This window comes from Rhizobium sp. 21-4511-3d (assembly GCF_053522545.1).
Genome location: NZ_JBNWCF010000010.1, coordinates 75,973 through 97,185, shown reverse-complemented (window position 1 = coordinate 97,185; position 21,213 = coordinate 75,973). Strand labels below are relative to the sequence as shown.

The window sequence follows — 21,213 nt, the reverse complement described above, 5'->3', positions numbered from 1 at the left end:
TTAATGGCCTGGCCCGACAAGATTGCTGCGAGGCCGCGTGATCTGCGGCGCACTACATTGTTAGCCGCGGCGTGATGATCTGCCCGGCGATTGTCTTGAACACGTCCACCAGCTTGGCGGAATCTTCCATCGCATAGGCTTTCGAACTGTCGGAGGCGCAAGACGCGAGGCCAGCGGCTGTCGGGCCCGTGACGCCGACGGCCACCGTAAAGATCGTGATGCCGGCCGCCTTCGCATTTGTGCAGACGCTGGACATCAACGCATTGGCCTTTGCGGCGTCGGTCCCTGTGTGCTGAAGGTAGTTCGACTTGTTAGGAGACAAAGTGTTGGCGCCATCGGTCATTAAGACAATGAATTTGCTGAGGCCATTACCCTTTGGAAGAGCTTCCTCCATGGGCATTTGCGAAGACAGGGTGTTCCAACCCCACAGGATGCCCGCAGGAATATAGGTCTCGTCCTTAGCAGCCATCTTAGATATCGCCATGCGTAACGAAGTATAGTTGTTGGTCAGCGGCATGACGACCGACCCGCAGGTGGTATTCTGCAGCCCAGTATATTTGGTCGCCGGTTGAACGTCGTTGACGTCGAGCGGACTTGGCCGCGAACCGACGCAGCCGTTCCAGGTATAGTTGAAAGTTTTATCGGAGCAGGTGGTGACGGGCTCGTCATATGTATAGCTGTCGCATTGCTCCTTCTGCCCCGTCGTGGTCACGCCGTCATTCGTAGTGGTGGTCGGAACCATTTTGCAGCCCGACTTGGACAGGAGTTTTTTCGAGGTAGTGCAGGTATTTCTGACCTCAGACGTATCATTAGGTACACTAAGCCAAGGCTGCCCCCGGTTTTCTGTCCCGACGTTAACGTATCGTGAGAACGGCACCAGCGAGAAGCGAGCATTCACATTCGATGCCGTCTCGAAAACCTTAAGCAAGGAGTTCGCTGCCGCCTTCAGATCTGTCAGCTTTTGACCAGACATCGATCCGGTATTGTCGAGCACCATCGAAACCTCGATCTTCTGATAGCCGGAGCGCACTGATTGCGCAGAAACGGCGACCTCGAGGTTGTCTTGGAACAGGATCTGACCGATCGTCAGCGGAACACGGGTCCTGGCGTTCAGGGTAATGTAGTTGGACGCCGAGACCTGGAGATCGTCGACACTGGCAGACTTGGCTAGATCGCCGCTCAGATTGGCAATGAAAACACGGGTTGCTTCTATTTTCATGTTGTCGACCGACGTCGACGGCATTGATGCCGCAGCGAGGACGGCGGCATCCGCTGCAGCTTGCAAATCGGCCTTTCGTGACAGGGCCATGGAGAAGTCAGTCGCCATCCCAGCGGCCCCAATCAGTGGCACGGCGACGATTGCGGTCATAACCGCGAAATTACCTGACTTATCTTTCCAGATCGACATCGTTCACCCCGCAGTTCTAGGTGGTTCAAATTGAAGTGAAAGCGTTTAGCATTTGTTAAGAAGAGATCCGGGTGATCCCGAATGAACGCGAGGAATGGCCGGCCAAGGCGCGCCGACGGAGCGACGCCAGTCGGCGATAACGTCTCCTTGGGCCAGACGGCTAGGACAAAGCAGCCGGTCCAGGAAAGAATGCACCAGTACCAGTTGGTTCGGACGGCGCGTCTGGGGCAGGCGCAAAAGCAAATGGCCCGGGCGCCGGGTGGGGGAGCCGGTCCAGGTCGTCATAGCGTCCCGGGCGGCAAAAGCTCTAGCGGTGGCGGCGGCAAGGGTTCCTGCGATGGGGATGCTGTGAAGGGCCCCGGCAGCCATTTGGCTGGAGTTTGTAATGTGCAAGAAAAGCGAGGGTCAACGTTTCAAACGGTGCTGCTGCACAGCCTTGTTGACCGCCGAGGGTCAGTTACTATGAAGTGGGCGGATGGTGAGGGGCAGGACGCTATCGGACAATGACCTTTGTTCCGGTCTGGACCAGCTCGTACAGCTCCTCCACGTCCTGCCGGTACATCCGAAAGCAGCCACTTGAAGCCTTTGTGCCGATCGAGGACGGATCGTTGGTCCCGTGAATGCGCAACAGACCATCGGCAAGGTAGATCGCGCGCGTTCCCAGCGGGTTTTGGGGGCCAGGGGCGACGACCGCGGGCAGCCGCGGGTTTTTTTCCCGCATGCTTGCGGTCGGTCGCCATTCCGGATGTTCGCGCTTGGCGACCACCCGCGTCGTTCCAAACCACTGTTTTCCCTCCCGTCCGACGGCGATCGGGTAGACGAATTGCTGTCCCTGCGACGTCGTGTAAGTCAGCGTTCTGCGGCGTGTTGAGATTTCGATGGTGCCGCGGCCGATATTGATCGACGGCCGTTGACGCTCCAGCTCTGGCGCCCGATAGCGCGGTTCCCGATACCCGGGTTCAAGATAGCGCTGGTCGTTCTCATCGTAGGGAGGCGGCGGATACGGACTGTACGGGTCGTCGTAGCCATACCCGTCATAATCTCCGTAATCCTGCTGAGGGGGGTAAAACTGCGCATTGGCGTTTCCCGCGAAGAGCGCGCTGCACAAGGCAAAGACGACCATCGATTTCATGTAGAGCCACCGAACGTTTTTCATCGATTGGACCGAATTCTGTGGCAGCACTATGACGACGACTACGCAGTGCGAGCTTTCGAGATGTTGATCCGACCGAGACTGTCTGCATCCTCGGTCTCGAAGGAAATCCGGCGGGCTCGCGAAGTCTCTGCAAGCGCCCAGATTTGCCGTCCCTTTTTAGGGCGAGTTTCAGGAAAGGTGCAAAGAGTAGTGCTAAGTGTTCGTTAATGCCCGCGCTCGAGACACCACGGCTCTGCCTCATCGTCGTCGCCAAAATGTCCGTTTGGAAAAAGCCGACGCTTGCGCATCGCAAGGCGTTTACTCAGCCGATCGGTGGCCGCAGCGGTCTCTTGACCGGCTGATCCTCGTGCACTGCCCGGAGTGATCTCCGTTTTCGGACGTCAGTTCAGCGAGCTGGGTCGACCTTTCTATGCCAGCCGACAGCGGCGCGGGTCGAGGCCGCGCTTTAGGCGTCCCAATCAACATCGGAACAACGCCGTTGGATGCAGGTTAGGTTGATGAGCGTTGCGTTTTCCTAACTCAGGATGCGCAGCATGGTAAGTCACGGCAGCTCGCAAGGTCAGAACGTCAACGCTGGCTTGTCGGATTTTCAGGCTCTTACGCTCATGCGCGCAACGACTAATCAGCGGCGTCCATGACGCTGAGGCAGGGAAAGATGCAACGATTTTACCGTGTGGACAGTCAAACAGCACAAGCTTATCCGGGGCATCTCATCGTCGTCTGGGGCGACGTTGAAAGGATAGTTGGTGAAGTGGTTCCTATGGGTCATACTTCCCGCGGCCAAACGGAACCCCTTGAAGCTGCAATCCATAACGCCCTCCTTATAAAACAGCGTGACGCGCTGCCCATTGCGGTGCGAGATGATTTGGGGCTGTGGCCGCCGAGGCTCGGTCAGTTGGTTGTTTGGGATCCATGAGAGTATTGAGAGATCAAGTTAATGATCGCTGTTATAGCTTTCACGCCTGACATTGCCGCGCTTAGCGCTGCCACATCGGCCGCCCTTAGGAAGCCGGCTGCATCAAGATGCGGTGGCAATGTTTCATGGCGTGGTAGGGTGCATGCTGACTCGCTCGCTTTTCACCTCAGGCGGCCAATCTGAGCCATGCAGAAGGGGTGGATGAGCGAGTCATTTCGATCAATACTCTTATTGTCGAGGCTGCTTACTTTTTGCCGCCTGCATCGCCATTCGTATAAGGTACTCAATGAGCTTCTCGCCGTCGCCGCGGACTGCCTTGCACGACTTCGATTTAGCTGATTTGCCATTTATTCCTCGTGCTCGCAGGCTCGGGAGACGCCACTTTAGCCAGGTGCGGCCTAAAAGGCATGGGCATGCTTTCGCCGCCGGCAGCCAACCTAGGGCACTTTGCTGTCCGTTTCGGCTTAGCCCATCATGGATGTGCCGGGCAATGATCAGTCCGCTGTCTGCTCGTCATCTGCGCACGATGCTACCGGCATATGACCCATCTTCAGCGCAAGAGGCCACAGCCGGCGTTTCTTCCATCTTTTCTTCGCGTTCGCCGCCATTGGATTCGTATCGCCTGTGACCGGCTCAACTCCCCGAGGATTGAGTTCAACTCCCCCTGTCCGGCGATGGAGATGGCTCTCGGCCCAAACCGGAAGCCCTGTAAAACCGGCGGTAGCAACGCAAGGCGCCTCAGGCGATGTTGAACGACGTTCGGGAGCGTTCAACGGCGGCCCGCTTTGTCGGTAACGGATTTCACCGACAGCAAAAGGAAGCGAAAGCTAACTTAAAGCTTTCCACGGGGCGCGCGACAGCGGCCAAGGACTATCTACAACAGAAGGAGCATTTCGCCCGGGGTTGGGGCGCCCGCATGGAAAATTTAGGGGCAGACAAAAGAACCGGCGGGTGGCAATTTCCGTACATTCGGCAGAGTGAGAGGTTTGATCGGCCCGGCGACGAACTCCTGGCTCTGCTCTGGCCGGATAGCGGCGCCGTCACGCGAACCCGACGAGAGAAGGGGGCGGCACTAGGCTCTCTCCGCTCCGTCTGGCGGCAGCGTAATCGAGCGCGGCCACGACCTCTGCACCAGAGAGCGGCTTTGCCACCACACCGACTGCACCGGGAAATCCCTTCGAAACGATTTCTGGTGACGCCGTCGCGAATAGCACCGTGACATTCCAGCGCTCTGAGAGCATTTTGCCGATCGCCGTTCCGTCTTCCTCATCAAGATGAATGTCGACTATCGCGACATCGACATGTTCCGCCAGTCGAGCCGCCTCAATAGCATTTCGGGCATGTCCGCAAACCTCGTAACCTCCTGCCATCGCCGCCTCCTCGATGGTCATAGCCATCTCAAGGTCGTCCTCGACGATCAGAACCTTGATAGGTCCTCTAACAGGCTCCATGGCATCACCTCGGTTCTAAGCCCAATGCCATCATTCACGGCATCGCAACAACGAGCATGACAGCTCCGACCAAGAGGATGACAAATAACGTGACGATTGTCCAAAAAGCGAGCCGGAAGCCCTTGGAGAATTGGATACTTTTCCAATCCGTCTTCGGGGAGGGGCTGGTTCCCAGAGAAGTGTCGGTGTGCAGGTATCGGGACATAGTGTTCGGTTCCAGTTGGCGCATGGTGAACGGGCGGTAACCGCGAATGTTCCTCTCCCGACTGGTCACGGCTGCGAATGCCTGAATTGAGTAGTTGCTTATACGCCGACAGGCGTTACGCTTACGAAGGCCCAGCATAGAGGTATTGCATATGGATGCTCTCTCCAGGAAAACGGTCGGTATCGAAGACAGTAAGATATTGGTGACGATCCTCGATCAGTGGTGTGCTGCAAATCCGGCAGCGTCGGGAGGTAGCGAAGCGCGAGCAAAAGCTGAGGAACTTGTAGACTGGTTCGAATTCGGCATTTCGGATGCGAATGAATTGGTTGATCTGATCCATCGAAAGCATTGGCAGGTTTCGACAATTTGAGAATAGCTCACGTAAGCATCTCCGATGATTTTTCGACGACGGGATGCCAAAACGACAGGCTCTTGAATCGTCTCGTTCCCGGGTTGCGAGTGTCGATAAGGAACATTCCTGGGACAGTCGACACGGCAGGGGATGACGGGCGGCGTCCTTCAACTTGTCGTCCACGTCGGCCCGGGAAACTGGCCGCAGCGGTCTCGGTAGAGTGCAAGCAAACCGTAACGCCTTCCTGCTAGCGTTTTAGAATGGAAACCCAAATCATCAAGTTCGGCCTCAGCACGCCCACTCTCGTCATCATTCAGGACGAAATGCCGAAATCGCGGGTTATCAACCTCCTGATTGATCACGTCGTCGAAGACGAGGACGCGAGGGCAGCCATCGAGCTCGTCTGCGGCTCTCCCGCGGGCCGTTATGATGGCAATGGATGGTCCTTCTGGTTTGCAATGAAGGACGCGATCTTACACTGACAGCGCAACGTGTCTTCCTTCGCGGTTCGAGCGAAAGCCATTGGTTCTCATGCCCCGACTGCTATGACATGCATCAGAAGCTTTCCAGCCCGGACTCGCCAATGCCAAGATTGCGCGCCGAGCTCATATGGTTTTGAACGTAATGCGAGATGACGCCAGCCCCCGCTTGGCTGCGAAGATGGGTTGCGAACCCACTCATTTGAGGATGAGACGGCCGTTTCATTGTGTCCGACAAGCACGGACGGCAACTCCTGCGATATTGGCGAGCGGCGTAAAGCTGTCCACTTCGTCGTGAGTAGCGCAATCTCCTGTGAAAACATTGCCGTAGAGAGAAAAGTGATAGAGGCCTCCCGTTAACAGGGCCAGATCCCGGTCTGGCCTTCATTTCTGTTGAAACGAAGAGTGCCCACTGATGGCCAATCGGAGGGATCGCCTCCGTAGGCAGAAATATATGCGACAACCCAGTTGCTTTGCACGCTTTACCTGGTCAACGAGCGCTTTTACGCTGACTGCCTGGCGCCAGCCCTATCCAACTGTAAGTGTTTGGCATGGTTCGCATCACGATCGCCGGCGTTTGCCGCAATGACGGTCATGTTGGAGGCATCCGGGGCCTGGTCTGAGCGCCGGCCCGCTAACAGAAGGGCGTTGAATGGACGCAGGCAATAAATAGAGGTTACAATCGCGGCGGCCAGCTGTACGCCAGTGCGCAGGATGCGACATTTCGACAACGGCCCTTCGGACCGTCGTGAAACCTGCCTTTGAGCACGCCACTCAGGACCGCCTATCCTTCGTTTCCATCGCTGATGAAGTTCGTATCACTACCGTCGGGTGCCGGATTTGCAATGTCTGTGACAGAGACGGGAACTTCTTGCCGCCGCTTTTGCCGACGGACCTCCGCCGTTGAAGATACAGGGTCGGTTATAGAAGGTTGCGCCTGAACTTGGTCCGGTAGTTCCGTGGCATTGCTATCGGTGCGGATCATAATTTCCTCCTAGTTTTGTTTAAACCCGCACGAGTGCTTCCAGTTCCCAAGCGCCACCGGCCTAAGATGCGGAGTAGAACTAAAAACTAATTGCACATCAAAACGCCCGGGCTGCTTCGGCCAAGGGAAGCTGTTGAGCGCCGGGGGGAAAATGATCAGGCACTGCTGGATCAACGTCGGCCTGGACGTCATACCTGCGACCTACTCCTGCAAGATGATGCCCATCTCGTTCGTATTATCAGCCGATACGATAGGAAGGGTTTGAATCTTATACCGGTCCGAGCCGGTGCGCGGTAAACCGATCAGGCCACCGTCACGAAATCGTGGCTCAGCTTTTGGATCAGGTCCAGGGGGCTCGTATAAGATAGAATTTCAACGTGGTTCAGGTTTGTCGCAGTTTCAAAATTGGAAAGACCGGGTCGGTATATGAGGCTCACCGGGTTGTCGTCCGAACCTCGACACGCACTGTCGGACGAGAAACTTGCTAGTGTTCTGCCGGCTTAGCTCACGGTGAGCGCAATGACCTTAATATTTCGTCTGAGGCGAGAAGATTGTCGGATATCTGAGCGAAGCGTCGGTAAGGGCGCGCGGCTGGACGCTAGCTGATGCGAGAAGAGGGCTCACGCTGCGATCCGCCCAGCAAAGGATGCCTGAGGCGGAGGACGGATAACGGAAACTCGTGCATAAAACCGAGCCTAATTCCCTGGCCGCTGGGCGAGCTCGACATCTTGTGCTGCAGCAACGCTGATTACGACTAGTCCTTCTAATTTCACCGTGCGCCGGAACTTGGGACCATGCGCTGCGTTCGGCGCGTGAGGAGAGCAAACATGTCTGTTCCAAACGAACCTATCGTCCCGCCACAATCGCCATCACCGATCGACAGACCTCCGCAGGATCCTGATCGTGTTCCCGCAGACGAACCCGTCCGCGATCCGGATCCCGACGAGCCAGCCAGCCCGTTCAGTCACACCACATCGCATTGCCCGACTTGGGGCCTGATCTGCAGGGGCGTTCGCCTGCAGCCGGAAGATTTCCGGCAAACGGCTTGAGTTGCAGAGCCAAATCTGGCGTTGGATTGAACGGCCGCGCGGTGGTCTGGCCAGTGTGAATTGTCTGGGCTGTGAAGCGGTGCGGCAGTGACGCCGCCACACCAGCCGCGGGGGTGGGCGTTCCGCCGCACGTTTGTCCTGACAGATACACCCATAGAGGGTGCTGCCTCGAAGCTGCAGATCTTTTAATGTCGTTTAGACGCCGCATGCGCCCGAACCCGAAAAGAGTGCGATTGCGATTGACAGGCACGATGCCATGCTTCGGACAGCTCGGTCGTTAAAGCGGATGACCGCGACAGGGGCGACCTCGGATGCCCCTGACGCGTGCGGAAACTCCAGAGATATGTTGTTCGGCCAAAGCCCAAGCAGCTTCAACCTGATCAGGGACCGTAGCCCCTGCTGTTAAACCAGTAGGATCCAGTCTTCAGCTGGCGACTTTTTGGTCCGGCGGTGCATCCGAGTGGCTTAATCTCGGACCAAGGTCGGGGGTAGGGAACAGCTAATCGCCTCGCTCGTTCTTTGGCAGCGGTCAGATCAGACCGCGTCCAAGGAGAGGTAAAAATGCTCACGAAAATCTCGATAGCCGCCACCCTGTCCGCAGCGCTCCTGTCAGGCACAGCATTCGCTCAGTCGTCGACCGTCAATGGAGCCGCTGGCGGAGCGGTCACCGGCGCGATCGTCGGCGGCCCGGTCGGCGCAGCCGTGGGTGGCGTTGCAGGCGCCGTGGTCGGCACAGTCATCGATCCGCCGCCGCAGAAGGTGGTGACCTATGTCCAGGAAGCTCCGGCTCCGACCACGCGGGTCGTCGTAAAGGAGAAGGTCGTAGTAGGTCAGCCGCTTCCTGAAACAGTCGTCGTCACGCCCGTGCCGGACAATCCGACCTATTCCTACGCGATCGTTAACGACGAACGGGTCATCGTCGAACCATCTTCGCGCAAAGTTGTCCAGATCATCAATTGACGTTCGGCGGGCGCGGGTCTGCCGCGCCCGCCATTTATGTCCCATCAGGAAAACTGCACTATGAAAGCAGTCGCTTCATTGGTCTTTGGCATCGTCTGCGCAGTCGGCGCCGGTATTGTGGGAATTTCAGCAGCTTCTGCTGTGATGTCCAATCCGGAAGGCCAGCATTTAACGACACTCTCCGAGCCTGATCTCTGGACCTCTGAGCCTGTGCGGATAGACGTTGCAAAGCAACAATATGAGCGGGTCGAGCCCGTCTATTCGAGCTACGTCACCGATCACGCTGGTGCCAGGATTGCGACGAAGACCCCGGTCGAACGCAGCTTGGAGGCGGATAGTGTACAGGAAAAGGTGGCCACAGCTGCAGCTCATCGCGACTGGTGCGTGCAACGATATCGCTCATACGATGAGGCCGAAAATACATATCGAAGCTTCAGCGGCGAAACACGGACCTGCGTATCGCCCTTCGCACCGCCATCTGCGGTCGCTCAGAGTGCAGACGAGGATCGGGCCACAGCAAACGTAGCCTGGTGCGCTGCACGCTACCGCTCTTATCGCGCCAAGGATAACACTTATCAGCCCTTCGACGGGCCGCGTCGCGCCTGCGTGCCATCAGCGCGTCAGGAAATAGCAGCAAATTGATGAGCTGTTTCAGAGCAAGGGGATCGCTATGCGGCTTTTGATTGTTGAAGATGAAGTCGACGTGGCTCTCACGATCGAGGATGTGGCCCTAGGCTTAGGGTTTGAAGTGGTTGGAATCGCGACCAACATGCAGGAAGCTCTGGAGATAGCTCCAGAAACGGAGATTGCGCTGGTCGACTTGCGGCTTGCCGATGGCATCACAGGTCCCGCAATCGCCCGCGCGCTTGTCGCCGGCTGGAATATCGGCGTGGTTTTTGTGACCGGCAGTCCTGAACTGAACGAGGAGGTCGATGGTCTGCTGACGATCGAAAAGCCGGCCACTCCGGACGTTGTCAAAGCCGCGCTTCAGGCAGCGGCGAAGTGGAGACGATCTCACGCCCACGCCTGACGCGCGGAGGCCGGCGAAAGGAGGTGGCTTTTCCGGAACTTTGGCGGTGAATCAAAAAGACGTGACACCATTTGCCGTACTGAAGTCGTCCTGCCGCATGAGGAATCCGGGCTGCGGCTCGAACTGGAAGGCCAACGCGTCAGCGACCATTACCAGCCTGTCACACAATCGCTGGATGCGCTGCTTTGAAGATTGATCGGCTTGGAGTCAGCGGCTTTATGTTTCAGGTGGCGCGGGCGAATGCGGTCACGGAGTGGCCACTGCGAGAACTTTTGTCCAACCGTCCAGCTGTTACGCCAATTTTGTCGAAGACGGTTGTCCCGACCGAAATCGATGCCCCGTCCTTCAACCGTTGCAGATGGCGCAGTGCTTCAATCCCTCTACTGATATACCGGAAGGTTCAGGGCGATGACGCCTTCCGGTTCATAAAAACCCTCGATCTCAGCAAGCAACTGTCCCTGTGGCGAACGACTGGCGCTTTACTGCGGAACTTACCGCGGAAACCTTCTCGAAACCCTTGCCTTGAGCGATCCGGCTTCCCAGGGAGGCAGGCAACCGCTTAAGCGTCATTCCAAACGTGATCGGCCCCCGTTGCCTCGAACGGCTCAATTCCCAACGCAGCGGTCTCAGGTTAGTCAATTCTCCGGTCTGGACATGCAGCGAGGTGATAAGCGTAGAGGCGACGCAGTCGGGCCCCAATGTTAACCGAGAGCCGGTGCCGGGGTCGCCGGCGGCAGAGCCGAAGTCATTCAGCCGTGCGGCGATCATCGCCACCGATACGCATCACCGATGCCCGGTTGACCAGGGCGCAATCGGCTTTTCTAACCTGTTGTTTCGCCCCCCTAGCAGATGATAGCGATGCGATAGCCCACCCTCCCATCGTCCGATGCGGAAGGTCGACGCTCGTTAACTGCGGTCTTATCTGCCGACAAATCTCGCTGTCGTCGTAGCCGACAACCGAGATATCGTCAGGGACCTTCAGACCCATGTCCAGCAGCGCATTGAGGCAGCCGAGTGCCATCTGATCGTTCTGACAGAAGATTGCCGTTGGCGGCGTCTTCAGGGACATCAGCTGGCGCGTCGCGTCATAGCCTGAGGAGGGCGTCCAGTTTCCGCGCACAACATAATCAGGAACCTCGTCCAAGCGTCGCTCTGAAAGCGCCAGCCGGTAGCCGGCAAGACGAAGACCCGCCGCTTCCATAAACATCTCCCCAGTTATCGTCGCGATCCGCTGGTGGCCACGGTCAAGTAGGGTAGCAGTGGCGCGCCGACCGCCAGCGAGCTCGTCGGGAATGATTGAGGGATACTCGCCCCCCGATGTGTAGCAGTTCAGAAGGACCGCGGGCACTGGGAGCCTGCGCATGGCCGGGCTCAATTCAACCGGCCGGGTGAAGACTGACATGAAGACTATTCCGCCCACACCGGCCGCAAGCAGACGCTCGATAGCCAGTTCTTCATGCCTTTCACGGTCGAGGCTTTGGGCGACAAGTATCGTCACGTCCTGATCCCACGATACGATCCGCGCCCCTTCGATTGCATTGATTGCTTCAGGCGTCGTTGCAAGCTGATCAACGATGAAGCCGACGGAACTTCCACGAAGGTTGTCGAGGCCCGACCGTCTGACCGGCCCTGACACCCCGTAGCCGAGTTCGCGAGCCGCAAGGATGACGCGAGCCTTGAGCTCGGCAGAGATCTGCACCTCGGTGACGTCGTTTAGCACCAGCGATACCGTTGCCTGCGAGCAGCCCGCGGCCTTCGCCACATCTGCCATTGTCACTCGGCGGGGCGATTTGTCTCGTGGTCGTCCGTTCAAAAGCGCACCTAATATTTATTAGCTTGACTGAAACTTATTAGTACCGCTACCGTACCTACAGTTCAAGGAGGATAACACGATGAACGACAGTGCAAAAATTCTCAACGATGCACAGACGCTGCGGACGGATGGCATCGTCGGCTTGAAGGGGGCATTTGCGCCAGAATGGGCCGATCGTATGCGCGAAGACATGATGACGGCTTTTTGGGAAGCGATCCAGCGTCCAGGCGGCGCGGTGGGCCGAGGTCCGCGACGGTGGTATGTCGAGCTACATCCGCAGGCCTTCGGCGGATTTGTCGATCTTATCACCCATCCATGGGTCGTAGCACTTTGCACCGAAGTTCTGGGCCCCAGTTACCAGATTGTCGAAATTGGGCTCGATGTACCGTTTCAGGGAGCGAAGTTCCAGCCGTGGCATCGGGATTTTCCATCCCCACGCGACACGTATGAAGAAAAGAGGATCACCTCGCTCGCTTTCAACCTGACGGGGGTCGACGTGACCGAAGACATGGGGCCGTTCGAAGTTGCTCCAGGCACACAGTATGACGACGGCAGGGAATGGAAGCATGAGATGTTTCCGGATAAATCGCTGTGGGGGCGCTTCAACGAGCGAGCCGTTCGGAAATATCCACGACGTGGCGACATTTCTTGCAGATCGGCACTGACGGTTCATCGCGGCACCGAACATGGCTCGCCCATTGCCCGTCCGGTCATGGTGTTGGGGGTCGACGCGCCAGGGGCGGGTCATGCCGAGATGCATGACATGATGGTGACACGCGATTGGTACGAGGCACTGCCCGACGTTGCGCGAGATCATCTTGTCTGCCGGGTTGTCGATGAGCTCGTCCCGATCACTCAGAAGCACGATATCGAAGGCCTTGTCATGGGGGCCGATCCAACTTGATCGTGATGAAGACCAGGTGTGCTTTACCGCTTGACCGCGCCTCGCATCCTGGGATCGGGCTGTAGCGCTGGATCCCACTGTCGCGACTATCGCGGTCGCTCGGTCTTGATCATCCTAGATCCGTCCGCGTAATCTTCCGTCGGGCGTCAGCATCAACGCAGCGAACTCGGCGCAGGGAAGGGGGCGGGAATAGAGGTAACCTTGGAGATCGGTGCAGCCTGCGGCAATCAGAAAGTCTTGTTGTCCGACAGTTTCGACGCCTTCTGCGGTTGCCGCCTTCCCCAGTTTCCGGCTCAAAGCAATGACGGACGAAACGATGGTGGCTCCCTCCGCCTTGCTTCCGAGCAGCGTCACGAATGAGCGGTCGATTTTGATCCTGTCGATGTTGATCTGGAGCAGGTGGCTAAGGGACGAAAAGCCGGTTCCGAAATCGTCGAGCGCAATTCGGACACCCTGAGAGCGAAGATTTCCCAAGGTTGACTGGACGGCGGCATCAACCTCGAACAGCGCAGCCTCTGTTAACTCAAGTTCAAGACGCGCCGGATCGAAGCCGGTTTCCTCGATGATGGACAGGACCTTGGAATCGAACCCGCGACGACGGAGTTGGGAGGGGGAAACATTGACCGCCACCGTCATCATCTCGGGCCATGCTCTAGCCTCTTCTGCCGCCCTGCGCAGAACCCATTCGCCAAGCTGGTCTATCAGCCCAGCTTCTTCGGCAAGCGGGATGAACCTGTCGGGAGCAAGAAGCCCAAGCCGGGGATGACGCCACCGGACCAACGCTTCCGCCCCCGATATAGGCTCGCCGCGTGTTGCGCGGTGTACGGACTGGAAGAACAGCTCGAGCTTGCCAGCATCATCTTCCGGCCTCAGATCATTGCAGGCCGAACTTGGCATTTCGGTAAGAACCTTGCGGAGTTCCCTTGTGAGGTTTTCCCTCTCGCTGCCGCGGCTATCCATTGACACGTCATAGGTAACATATTTTCCGCGGCCGCTCGACTTTGCTTCATAGAGAGCGACGTCGGCTCGGCGTAAGGTCTCTCCTCTCTCAGCCGTCCCTTCGACGATACCGACGGCACCAATCGAGCAGCCGATCCGCACGATGACGCCGCCGCCTGCCCGAAGTTCAAAGGGCGCGCTAAGCGTTTTTATGATCTGAAGCAGCAGTTCATTATCGCGTCCGGCGCTAACACCGGGCACAAGCAGTGCGAATTCGTCACCGCCCACTCTTGCAAGCGTATCTGCGTTCCCCAGAAGCTCCTGCATGCGCGCGACTGCCTTGATCAGCAATTCGTCGCCTGCCGGATGCCCGTAGGTGTCGTTGACCTCCTTGAACCTGTCGAGGTCGATGAGGGCGAGAAGGGCTTGGTTGCCATGGTGGCGGAGACCGTCGAGGCAGTGTTTAAAGCGTTCGGAAAATAGCGCTCTGTTTGGCAAGCCGGTGAGCACATCGTGGAGAGACAAGTGGCGTGCATGGTCCTCGCTCTGAGCAAGTTCCAAGAGGCTTTTCCTGAGCCGAACCATGAGGGCAAAGAAAAGGCCGCCGATCAGCACGCCTGCGAACGTCAGAAGCGGGGTCAGCCGCGCCACGACCCGGGATCCAGGCAGGTCAGGCGTCCAGATAATGAAGCCGATCGGTTCATGTGTCGCCGTGGCCTCGATTTGGAAAGCAACTTCGTTCGCCTCTGCATCAGCGGTTCGCGCATATCGAGCACCCGCCAGGCCTTGCTCCCGGCTCAAGGTATCAAGGGTGGGCCCATCCAAGAACCGGAACGCGGCAAGAAGCAACGGCTGGGACGTCCGGGATGCTGCGTCAATGGATGCTATGCCTGCTATCGACGGACGGCCTTCCAGGCGCATCAGATCGACGCGGATCGGTGCGTTTGCAGCGGCTGCTTCTTTTCCATGCAAGACGGTCCTGACCATTGGCAGGAGGAGCGGGCGGATCCATTTGTAACGTCGGGTCGTTTCCGGGTCCGAAGCGAAGGCCAGGTCCCCTGTGGGTGTTATCAAAAACGTCCCGTTGTAGCCGAACACGGTCTTGGACATGGTCGCAAACGCTTGTGCCGTGCCTGCATCGTCCTCATTGCTCATCGAGGCACTGGCTGAAATAAGTGAGGAGTATCCGGCCGCCATCAGCCTGAGGTCGTTCGAAACACGGTCGACCTGATCCTGCAAGCGGCTGTCGACCAGCTTTCGCTGACGGTCGAGCGCTGCGGCATCGCTTTCTTTTCCTGCCCAGAGGGCTGCAACAAAAACCAGCCCCAGGATCGCCAGCCCACTGATTGCGAGCAAGGCCAGTGTCGCACTTGACGATCGTGTTGCTCTTTTGGCCAGACGTTGTGGAAAATCATATGCGGACAAAGGTACCTCTCCCAGATTTTTCAATTCTGGAGGGCATAGATTACGAAAGGCTTTTCAAGCGACTGCAAATTTAGCCGGTCAGCATGATGAGCTTCTTAAAGGTTTCGTGTTCGACTGTCCGAGTTCTGATGCTCAACCAGATGGATTACACGATGACCAGATCGAACACGTCTTTCCGCTTCAAACTGCTGGCTGTGGCATCGAGCCTGATGCTGAGTGTCGGTGCCGCCCATTCTTCCTCGGCCGCCGAACAGGAAATGGTGCGAGTTGCCGTCGAGGGGGGATTTCCTCCGTTCAATTACCTGGACTCGGAAAACAATCTTCAGGGCTTCGATGTCGATATCGCAAAGGCGTTATGCGAGGCAGCCGCGCTGAAATGCCAGTTCATCGTGCAGGAATGGACAGGTATGATCCCGAACCTGTTGGCAAAGAAATATGACGCCATCATTTCCTCAATGTCCATGAGCGCGGAGCGGCGTCAACAGGTTGCGTTCACCAGCAAATATTACGATAGTCCGTCCGTATTCATCGTGCGCAAAGGCGCCGATATCACCGGCACTTCGCCCGATGATCTGAAAGATTTGAGACTTGGGGTGACGGCGGCCACATCGCAGGAGTCCTACGCGCGGAAATTCTACCCCGGCGTAGAAACAAGTGTGGTCCATGCGTCACCTGATCTCTACAAGAACCTGGCCGAGGGAAACGTGGATATCATCTTCGAGGACAAGTTGGCGGTGTACGACTGGTTGGCAAATACGAAGGCCGGCAGTTGCTGTGAATTCAAAGGTGAGGACGTCAAAAACGCCGAATATTTCGGCGACGGCGCGGGCATCGCCGTTCGCCCCGACGATGTCACGCTTCTTGCGAAGCTCAATGCCGCGCTGGACAAGATCCAGGCCAATGACGTGTACGATACGATCAACGCAAAATACTTCCCGTTCTCGATCCGATGACCTTGTGCCGGATCCGCATCGCTGGCGACCTCGAAAAAAGGAAAGAGCGTCCAGGTGCCGGCCTCAATAGCAGGGAGGTCGACGTTGGCATCGCGTTGTGCACAAAAAAACCCTGGCAGGCGCCAGGGTTGAAGTCAGGATAACGACTGCGGGAGGGATGTCGCAGTCTGTCAAAAACGCCGGGCATCACCATTAGTTCCTTCTGAAGAGGTAAGATCGGACGGTTTGCCGGCGACCTCTTCCCCGTCGCCCTGGTTCAAGCTCTCGAAGGGGCGTTGCAGCGCAGCCGTACCTCGCGCGCCCGTTTGGCGAAAATCTCCATTGGCGGGCTCGCTCGTGCTCTCCAATACCGGAAAGACGCTTTCGCGATCATTGGTGGTCGGCAGCAAGGTGCCGTATCGGTGGTCATCCAAGTTGGTCTCCGCTGGTTGTCTAGCAGAAAAAGCCGAGGCAGCGTCGGCAAGGTTGCCGTCCCAGCCGTCCAATCGCCATTGGCCAGCGCGCTCTTCAAGGTCGACAGCACCCTCAACGTCCAGTATGTCCTGCGCCGTCTCATAGTGCGCGTCGTCGACCTCTGCTGACACGAGAAAACCGCCACGTCGCAGACCCTCTGCATACGTGACCCGCTCGTCCTCGGAGATCTTCCAGCCGTCAAGCTTTCGCCAGAAGCTGTTGTCGCCGGTCACTGCGTCATCGACCCTGTCTGCCTCGAAGCCAGGCACGAAGCGGATTGCCTCCATCATCAGGCCGGCCTTCTTCAGGCGCTCTACCGCCTGTTCTGCGTCCTCGCGGGTGTCGAAGAAACCGACGAGCGTGTCTTTTGACTTGTCGGTCGACAGTGCGGGGGTTCTTTCGGTCGATAGGTTCGTCATCTCAACTCTCCTGTAGTAAGCTTTATTTGCCATCGCGATCGGTCGCATGTCGGTGCAACTTTCATGCCGTCCCATTGTTCCATGCAGCGCCGATCGGTCCCGACGGGGCGCAGCGCGATAATGTGAACGTGTTGCGGCGTGGGCCATCTTCGCTGGCGTGGGGCCGACCGCTGACGCTGGCTGCAGCGGTTCGATTTGCCTCCTTCAGCTCTCAAGACTGCCGGGCCAGAAGGAAGAAAGCAGTTGTCGCATGGTGCCCATGACGATCCCAGCCTCCCGGCTATCACCCTTTGCGAGTGTTTCAGTGATCTTCTTCATTTGCTCGAAGGTTAAATGTGGGGGCAGCGGTGGGACCTCCGGGTCCGTCTTGACCTCGAGCAGCACCGGCCGGTCAGACGACAGCGCCTCATCCCAGGCCGGCCCGACATTTTCTGGGCGGTCGACATAGATCCCCTTTAGTCCAATCATTTCCGCAAAGCGATGATACGGGACGTTTGGAATGCTTTGGGACGCTTCGAATTTAGGGTCACCCTCCATGACCCTCTGCTCCCACGTCACCTGATTGAGGTCTTCGTTGTTGAAAACGCAAATCACACACCGAGGGTCGTCCCAGCTCGACCAATATTTCGCAATGGTGATGAGTTCGGACATGTTGTTCATCTGCATCGCGCCGTCCCCCACCAGCCCGATAACGGGCCGGTCGGGATGTGCAAATTTCGCAGCGAGGGCATATGGCACAGCTGCTCCCATCGATGCGAGCCCTCCCGACAAAGAGGCCATCATGCCGCGGCGAATCTTCAAATCCCGCGCATACCAATTGGCACACGATCCGGAGTCGCTGGTGATGATGGCGCCATCAGGCAACCGGGGTGAAAGTTCCCAGGTGACACGCTGAGGGTTGACCGGGTTGGCATCTGCATGTGCCCGCTCCTCAAGCGTCTTCCACCATTTCGCGACCTTCGCCTCAATACTCTTGCGCCACTCTCCCTCCTTCTGTCTGAGATGTGGTAGAAGTGCTTTGAGGGTTTGCGCAGCGTCCCCCTGCAGATTGGTGTCCATCGGGTAGCGCAATGACAGCATGCTGGGGGTGATATCGATCTGTACCGCTTTCACGCTGCCCTCCTCGGGCAAGAACTCTGAGTAGGGAAAGCCGGAGCCGATCATCAAAAGCGTGTCGCAGTCACGCATCAAATCCCAGGAGGGCTCCGTCCCCAATAGGCCAATGGATCCGGTGACCCACGGCAAATTGTCTGGCAATGCAGCCTTACCTAGCAGGGCCTTTGCTACACCGGCGTTCAGTCGGTCGGCAACGGCGATAACCTCGTCTGTCGCCGCCAGGGCGCCCGCTCCCACGAGAATGGCTACACGCTCTCCTTGGTTGAGGATATCGGCGGCTTCCTGCAGGTCTTCCAAATGTGGTACGGTGCGAGCAGCCCTGAAACCGACACCGGAGTGGACCGTGCCGTGCTTGCGAGGGGGCTCCTCATAGGGAAGGTCCTGGAGGTCGTTGGGAAGGATAACTGCCGTGACAGTTCTGTTGGCCTTGGCGATGCGGACTGCCCTATCGATGAGATGTCGCACTTGTGCTGGTGTAGCGGCTTGATGAACAAAATCGCCGGCAACGTCCTTGAAGAGTGAGGCGAGGTCGACTTCTTGTTGATAGTGGCCACCAATTGCAGCGCGGGATTGCTGCCCGACGATGGCCAAAACCGGCTGATGATCAAGCCGGGCATCATACAGGCCGGTGAGGAGGTGGGTTGCACCAGGTCCTGATGTCGCTATACAAACTCCGATATCGCCAGTGAATTTTGCATGGGCCGACGCCATGAAAGCGGCCATCTCCTCGTGCCTGGTTTGGATGAACTCCATTTTGCCTTCGCGCGAGCAAGAGCACCGAAGACGCCGTTGATACCGTCCCCCGGATATCCGAACAAGCGACGAACGCCCCATTGGTGCAGCCGTTCCACGATGAAGTCGCCGACAGTCATTGTCATTTTTCCAATCTCCAGGACGTATTTCCTTCTGCCAAACCGGGGAAAGAGCGCGATGTTCCATCGCGCGAGGAGGTAACCTGGCGCAGCTGCAACCGTTCGGCCGCGGTAAACTGCTGTCCAAAGTCCGGCAAACGCAGGGTGGACGACCACTTCTATTATCGGAGCGTTTCGGGGAACCGACTGGTTGGTCCGGCCTTTATGTTGCACAGGGTCGAGGCCTAGAGGTGGCCATCGGTCAATTTCCCAATCGCGAGGATATCCTATGCCAATGAAAGCAGTTGCCTTCAACAGCACCCTAAAACCGTCTTCCTCTTTCGAACAGTCGTCGACCGGAAGGCTTCTTGAGCTGATCTCTTCGCAGTTTGAGACGCACGATGTCGAAACCGAGATAATCCACTTGGCCGATTACGACATCAAACCAGGCGTAACCTCTAACGAGGGGGATGGGGACGCCTGGCCGGATATCAGGGCCAAGGTGCTCGCGGCCGATATCCTTATCATCGGCACACCGATATGGCTCGGTCAGCCTTCCAGCATTTGTAAACGCACACTGGAGAGGATGGACGCCTTCCTCGAAGAAACAGACGCTCACGGCCGGATGGTCTCCTACGGAAAGGTCGCCGCAGTCGCCGTTGTCGGAAACGAAGACGGCGCCCATCATGTTTCGGCAGAACTCTTCCAGGCTCTAAACGATGTCGGCTTTACCATCCCGGCCAATGCGTTAGCCTATTGGGTTGGCGAGGCGATGGGCTCGACTAACTTTGTCGACCTCGAGGAGATCCCCGGCGCAGTCAACACGATGATTTCTGCTCTGGCCCGAAATACCGCTCATTTGTCGCGCCTGCTAAAGCCAAATCAATATCCAAGCGATAAAAAATAACCGCCGCTGGCTGCAGCATGTGGGCGATCTCACCTGTCGGCAGCGGACGTACAAACATCGCAGTCGTCGGGCTCTTCCGGAGACAGATTGCTGCGAGCGTGGCGACCGTTGCGAAAAGCCGCATCCCTCGGGACTTATTATCGTCTTGCCAGGAAGCGTGATAGGGTTGAGCCAAAGCGATGCCGCCAGAGATAAGGAGCTCAAAAAACCGGTTTGTGCGAACCTGGAGGTCCCTCAAACGGAACTTCCTGATCCAGCCCGCGTTAGTGATATGGATCGTTAACCCTCAACAACGTATCCAGTTGTGCTTTCCGCAACTTTGAAAAAGCCTCACACTCCAGCGTGAGGCTTTTTCTTCTTCGAACGGCGGGGCGATTTCCGCACCGTTCCATTCGCTATTGCAACGGACGTCGCGGGGTGTCCCTGCCTTTGCTCACGCTAGGCAGCCCAACGTCAGCTTGCGGCCGGTGGCAGGACTGGGCAATTCGACCTAGCGCACCAGCGTGGGCGCGAAAAAATGCCGGCAACTCGCCAAACCGGTTTCGCCCTCTCTCTTTTCGAAAAACCTCCGCCGTTGATCAGCTTAAGGCCTCTGGGAACCATTCGCTGATAAAGGTTCATAGATCGCTCTTCGATCATCACCGCAGGGCCTCGCCTGATAACCTCAGACTAAGCGCCGTTGGAAGAAGCGGCGCTCTTTTCCGCAATCCCGATAGACATGCAAAGGCAACGGCCACAACGGCTAGCCGTCGCAACGCCCTGAACGCGCTCGACCCGAGGAAAAAACCCGCTGCCTTCCTGGGGGACAAGCAGCGGGCACAGTCCAGAGAAGAGGATTGCGACAAGCAATCCAGACTCACCAGCCCGTTGAGCTTACAGAATCGGACTGCCGTGAAAAGGCTCCGTCTGAAATCGGACAGTTGAGTTGAAGCCTGCCTGTTGCCAGGATCGGCACCAGATTCAATCTGGACGGCGAGCGAACTTTCCCGGTGACTGGAACATTCGCGACAGCCATTACGTTGACAGCCAAAGGGAGATCGGGATGTCAGACGAAAACACCAAGACCGTCGTCGCAACTTTTCAGACGCGGGAAGCCGCCGACCTTGCCGTTCAGCACATGGTTCAAAAAGCAGGCTTGGACCGAGCCGCCATTTTCCTCGAGGCCGTCGGCCGGTCCAACAGTGCCGGTAAGATCCAGAGCGGTGGTGACACTGCATCGGCAAACCACGAGACGAGGATGGATGCCGCCCTTCGTGGTGAGATCGCCGTCTCGGTCGATCCGAGAAGCGATCAGGCGGCAGTGCTTCACCGCATCTTCGGCGACGCTGGTGCCATCCACGCTGCCGCTCGCTAAAGCAACTCGCTTGGCCATGGCATCCACACCGGACGTCGGGCGAGCTCGTGTTGAAGAAGAGAGATCGAAATCGGAGGTCTCGACGAAA

At 57.5% G+C, this 21,213-nt stretch carries 16 protein-coding genes and 1 pseudogene; 8 read left to right on the top strand and 9 right to left on the bottom strand.

Going from position 1 to position 21,213, the window contains the following annotated elements; genetic code table 11:
* Positions 1 to 52: 52 nt before the first annotated feature.
* From ACQZ5H_RS21705 to ACQZ5H_RS21695, 3 genes are all read right to left on the bottom strand, one after another.
* Entirely contained in the window at positions 53 to 1,408 is a 1,356-nt protein-coding gene (locus ACQZ5H_RS21705; protein WP_112715979.1) for a pilus assembly protein TadG-related protein, read from the bottom strand.
* 493 nt (positions 1,409 to 1,901) lie between these two features.
* Entirely contained in the window at positions 1,902 to 2,540 is a 639-nt protein-coding gene (locus ACQZ5H_RS21700) for a L,D-transpeptidase (RefSeq protein WP_148195175.1), read from the bottom strand.
* Positions 2,541 to 4,520: 1,980 nt separating this feature from the next.
* Positions 4,521 to 4,931, bottom strand: coding sequence for a response regulator (locus ACQZ5H_RS21695; RefSeq protein ID WP_112715981.1), 411 nt, complete (start codon positions 4,929 to 4,931; stop codon positions 4,521 to 4,523).
* Between the two features lie 356 nt (positions 4,932 to 5,287).
* On the opposite strand from ACQZ5H_RS21695, the gene ACQZ5H_RS21690 reads away from it, so the two are divergent.
* Both ACQZ5H_RS21690 and ACQZ5H_RS21685 read left to right on the top strand, forming a co-directional pair.
* On the top strand, positions 5,288 to 5,506 hold the full coding sequence (locus ACQZ5H_RS21690) for a hypothetical protein (RefSeq protein WP_112715985.1): 219 nt from the start codon (positions 5,288 to 5,290) through the stop codon (positions 5,504 to 5,506).
* Between the two features lie 242 nt (positions 5,507 to 5,748).
* A complete protein-coding gene (locus ACQZ5H_RS21685; protein ID WP_449098996.1) occupies positions 5,749 to 5,970 on the top strand; it encodes a hypothetical protein in 222 nt (73 codons plus the stop codon).
* A 781-nt stretch (positions 5,971 to 6,751) separates the two neighbouring features.
* Here the strand turns inward: ACQZ5H_RS21685 and ACQZ5H_RS21680 are convergent.
* Positions 6,752 to 6,952, bottom strand: a complete 201-nt coding sequence (locus ACQZ5H_RS21680; protein WP_413708907.1) for a hypothetical protein — start codon at positions 6,950 to 6,952, stop codon at positions 6,752 to 6,754.
* A gap of 1,610 nt (positions 6,953 to 8,562) precedes the next feature.
* Between ACQZ5H_RS21680 and ACQZ5H_RS21675 the strand changes: the two genes are divergently transcribed.
* The 3 genes from ACQZ5H_RS21675 to ACQZ5H_RS21665 are packed head-to-tail and all read left to right on the top strand — an operon-like array spanning position 8,563 to position 9,991.
* Positions 8,563 to 8,961 (top strand): DUF1236 domain-containing protein, encoded by a 399-nt coding sequence (locus ACQZ5H_RS21675; protein ID WP_112715989.1) that lies wholly within the window; start codon positions 8,563 to 8,565, stop codon positions 8,959 to 8,961.
* 60 nt (positions 8,962 to 9,021) lie between these two features.
* Positions 9,022 to 9,603: a BA14K family protein gene (locus tag ACQZ5H_RS21670; protein ID WP_148195172.1), complete on the top strand. Its 582-nt coding sequence runs from the start codon at positions 9,022 to 9,024 to the stop codon at positions 9,601 to 9,603.
* 28 nt (positions 9,604 to 9,631) lie between these two features.
* Positions 9,632 to 9,991, top strand: a complete 360-nt coding sequence (locus ACQZ5H_RS21665) for a response regulator (RefSeq protein WP_112715993.1) — start codon at positions 9,632 to 9,634, stop codon at positions 9,989 to 9,991.
* 745 nt (positions 9,992 to 10,736) lie between these two features.
* Here the strand turns inward: ACQZ5H_RS21665 and ACQZ5H_RS21660 are convergent.
* The gene (locus tag ACQZ5H_RS21660; RefSeq protein WP_112715995.1) at positions 10,737 to 11,762 is read right to left on the bottom strand and encodes a LacI family DNA-binding transcriptional regulator; all 1,026 of its coding nucleotides are present in this window, start codon (positions 11,760 to 11,762) and stop codon (positions 10,737 to 10,739) included.
* A gap of 121 nt (positions 11,763 to 11,883) precedes the next feature.
* On the opposite strand from ACQZ5H_RS21660, the gene ACQZ5H_RS21655 reads away from it, so the two are divergent.
* Positions 11,884 to 12,708, top strand: a complete 825-nt coding sequence (locus ACQZ5H_RS21655) for a phytanoyl-CoA dioxygenase family protein (protein WP_112715997.1) — start codon at positions 11,884 to 11,886, stop codon at positions 12,706 to 12,708.
* 114 nt (positions 12,709 to 12,822) lie between these two features.
* Here ACQZ5H_RS21655 and ACQZ5H_RS21650 read toward each other — a convergent pair whose 3' ends face one another.
* Complete coding sequence (locus ACQZ5H_RS21650) at positions 12,823 to 15,072, bottom strand: putative bifunctional diguanylate cyclase/phosphodiesterase (RefSeq protein ID WP_203431592.1); 2,250 nt, start codon at positions 15,070 to 15,072, stop codon at positions 12,823 to 12,825.
* A 152-nt stretch (positions 15,073 to 15,224) separates the two neighbouring features.
* Here ACQZ5H_RS21650 and ACQZ5H_RS21645 point away from each other — a divergent pair, with 152 nt between their 5' ends.
* Positions 15,225 to 16,025, top strand: coding sequence for a transporter substrate-binding domain-containing protein (locus ACQZ5H_RS21645; protein ID WP_203431591.1), 801 nt, complete (start codon positions 15,225 to 15,227; stop codon positions 16,023 to 16,025).
* Positions 16,026 to 16,195: 170 nt separating this feature from the next.
* On the opposite strand, the gene ACQZ5H_RS21640 is transcribed toward ACQZ5H_RS21645, so the two are convergent.
* Together ACQZ5H_RS21640 and ACQZ5H_RS21635 are read right to left on the bottom strand one after the other, a co-directional pair.
* Positions 16,196 to 16,897, bottom strand: a complete 702-nt coding sequence (locus ACQZ5H_RS21640; RefSeq protein WP_199629689.1) for a hypothetical protein — start codon at positions 16,895 to 16,897, stop codon at positions 16,196 to 16,198.
* 204 nt (positions 16,898 to 17,101) lie between these two features.
* A pseudogene (locus ACQZ5H_RS21635) lies at positions 17,102 to 18,891 on the bottom strand (thiamine pyrophosphate-requiring protein).
* Positions 18,892 to 19,153: 262 nt separating this feature from the next.
* Here ACQZ5H_RS21635 and ACQZ5H_RS21630 point away from each other — a divergent pair.
* Positions 19,154 to 19,771, top strand: a complete 618-nt coding sequence (locus tag ACQZ5H_RS21630) for a flavodoxin family protein (protein WP_203431590.1) — start codon at positions 19,154 to 19,156, stop codon at positions 19,769 to 19,771.
* Positions 19,772 to 20,816: 1,045 nt separating this feature from the next.
* Here the strand turns inward: ACQZ5H_RS21630 and ACQZ5H_RS21625 are convergent.
* Positions 20,817 to 21,143: a hypothetical protein gene (locus tag ACQZ5H_RS21625; protein WP_162708671.1), complete on the bottom strand. Its 327-nt coding sequence runs from the start codon at positions 21,141 to 21,143 to the stop codon at positions 20,817 to 20,819.
* Positions 21,144 to 21,213: the final 70 nt, after the last annotated feature.

Excerpts from the sequence above, each read along its gene's own strand:
- ACQZ5H_RS21680 (WP_413708907.1), bottom strand. The coding sequence starts at position 6,952 with ATGATCCGCACCGATAGCAATGCCACGGAACTACCGGACCAAGTTCAG.
- ACQZ5H_RS21705 (WP_112715979.1), bottom strand. The coding sequence starts at position 1,408 with ATGTCGATCTGGAAAGATAAGTCAGGTAATTTCGCGGTTATGACCGCA.
- ACQZ5H_RS21675 (WP_112715989.1), top strand. The coding sequence starts at position 8,563 with ATGCTCACGAAAATCTCGATAGCCGCCACCCTGTCCGCAGCGCTCCTG.
- ACQZ5H_RS21645 (WP_203431591.1), top strand. The coding sequence starts at position 15,225 with ATGACCAGATCGAACACGTCTTTCCGCTTCAAACTGCTGGCTGTGGCA.
- ACQZ5H_RS21665 (WP_112715993.1), top strand. The coding sequence starts at position 9,632 with ATGCGGCTTTTGATTGTTGAAGATGAAGTCGACGTGGCTCTCACGATC.
- ACQZ5H_RS21670 (WP_148195172.1), top strand. The coding sequence starts at position 9,022 with ATGAAAGCAGTCGCTTCATTGGTCTTTGGCATCGTCTGCGCAGTCGGC.
- ACQZ5H_RS21655 (WP_112715997.1), top strand. The coding sequence starts at position 11,884 with ATGAACGACAGTGCAAAAATTCTCAACGATGCACAGACGCTGCGGACG.
- ACQZ5H_RS21630 (WP_203431590.1), top strand. The coding sequence starts at position 19,154 with ATGCCAATGAAAGCAGTTGCCTTCAACAGCACCCTAAAACCGTCTTCC.
- ACQZ5H_RS21625 (WP_162708671.1), bottom strand. The coding sequence starts at position 21,143 with ATGGCCAAGCGAGTTGCTTTAGCGAGCGGCAGCGTGGATGGCACCAGC.
- ACQZ5H_RS21700 (WP_148195175.1), bottom strand. The coding sequence starts at position 2,540 with ATGAAATCGATGGTCGTCTTTGCCTTGTGCAGCGCGCTCTTCGCGGGA.
- ACQZ5H_RS21640 (WP_199629689.1), bottom strand. The coding sequence starts at position 16,897 with ATGACGAACCTATCGACCGAAAGAACCCCCGCACTGTCGACCGACAAG.
- ACQZ5H_RS21690 (WP_112715985.1), top strand. The coding sequence starts at position 5,288 with ATGGATGCTCTCTCCAGGAAAACGGTCGGTATCGAAGACAGTAAGATA.
- ACQZ5H_RS21695 (WP_112715981.1), bottom strand. The coding sequence starts at position 4,931 with ATGGAGCCTGTTAGAGGACCTATCAAGGTTCTGATCGTCGAGGACGAC.
- ACQZ5H_RS21685 (WP_449098996.1), top strand. The coding sequence starts at position 5,749 with ATGGAAACCCAAATCATCAAGTTCGGCCTCAGCACGCCCACTCTCGTC.
- ACQZ5H_RS21660 (WP_112715995.1), bottom strand. The coding sequence starts at position 11,762 with ATGGCAGATGTGGCGAAGGCCGCGGGCTGCTCGCAGGCAACGGTATCG.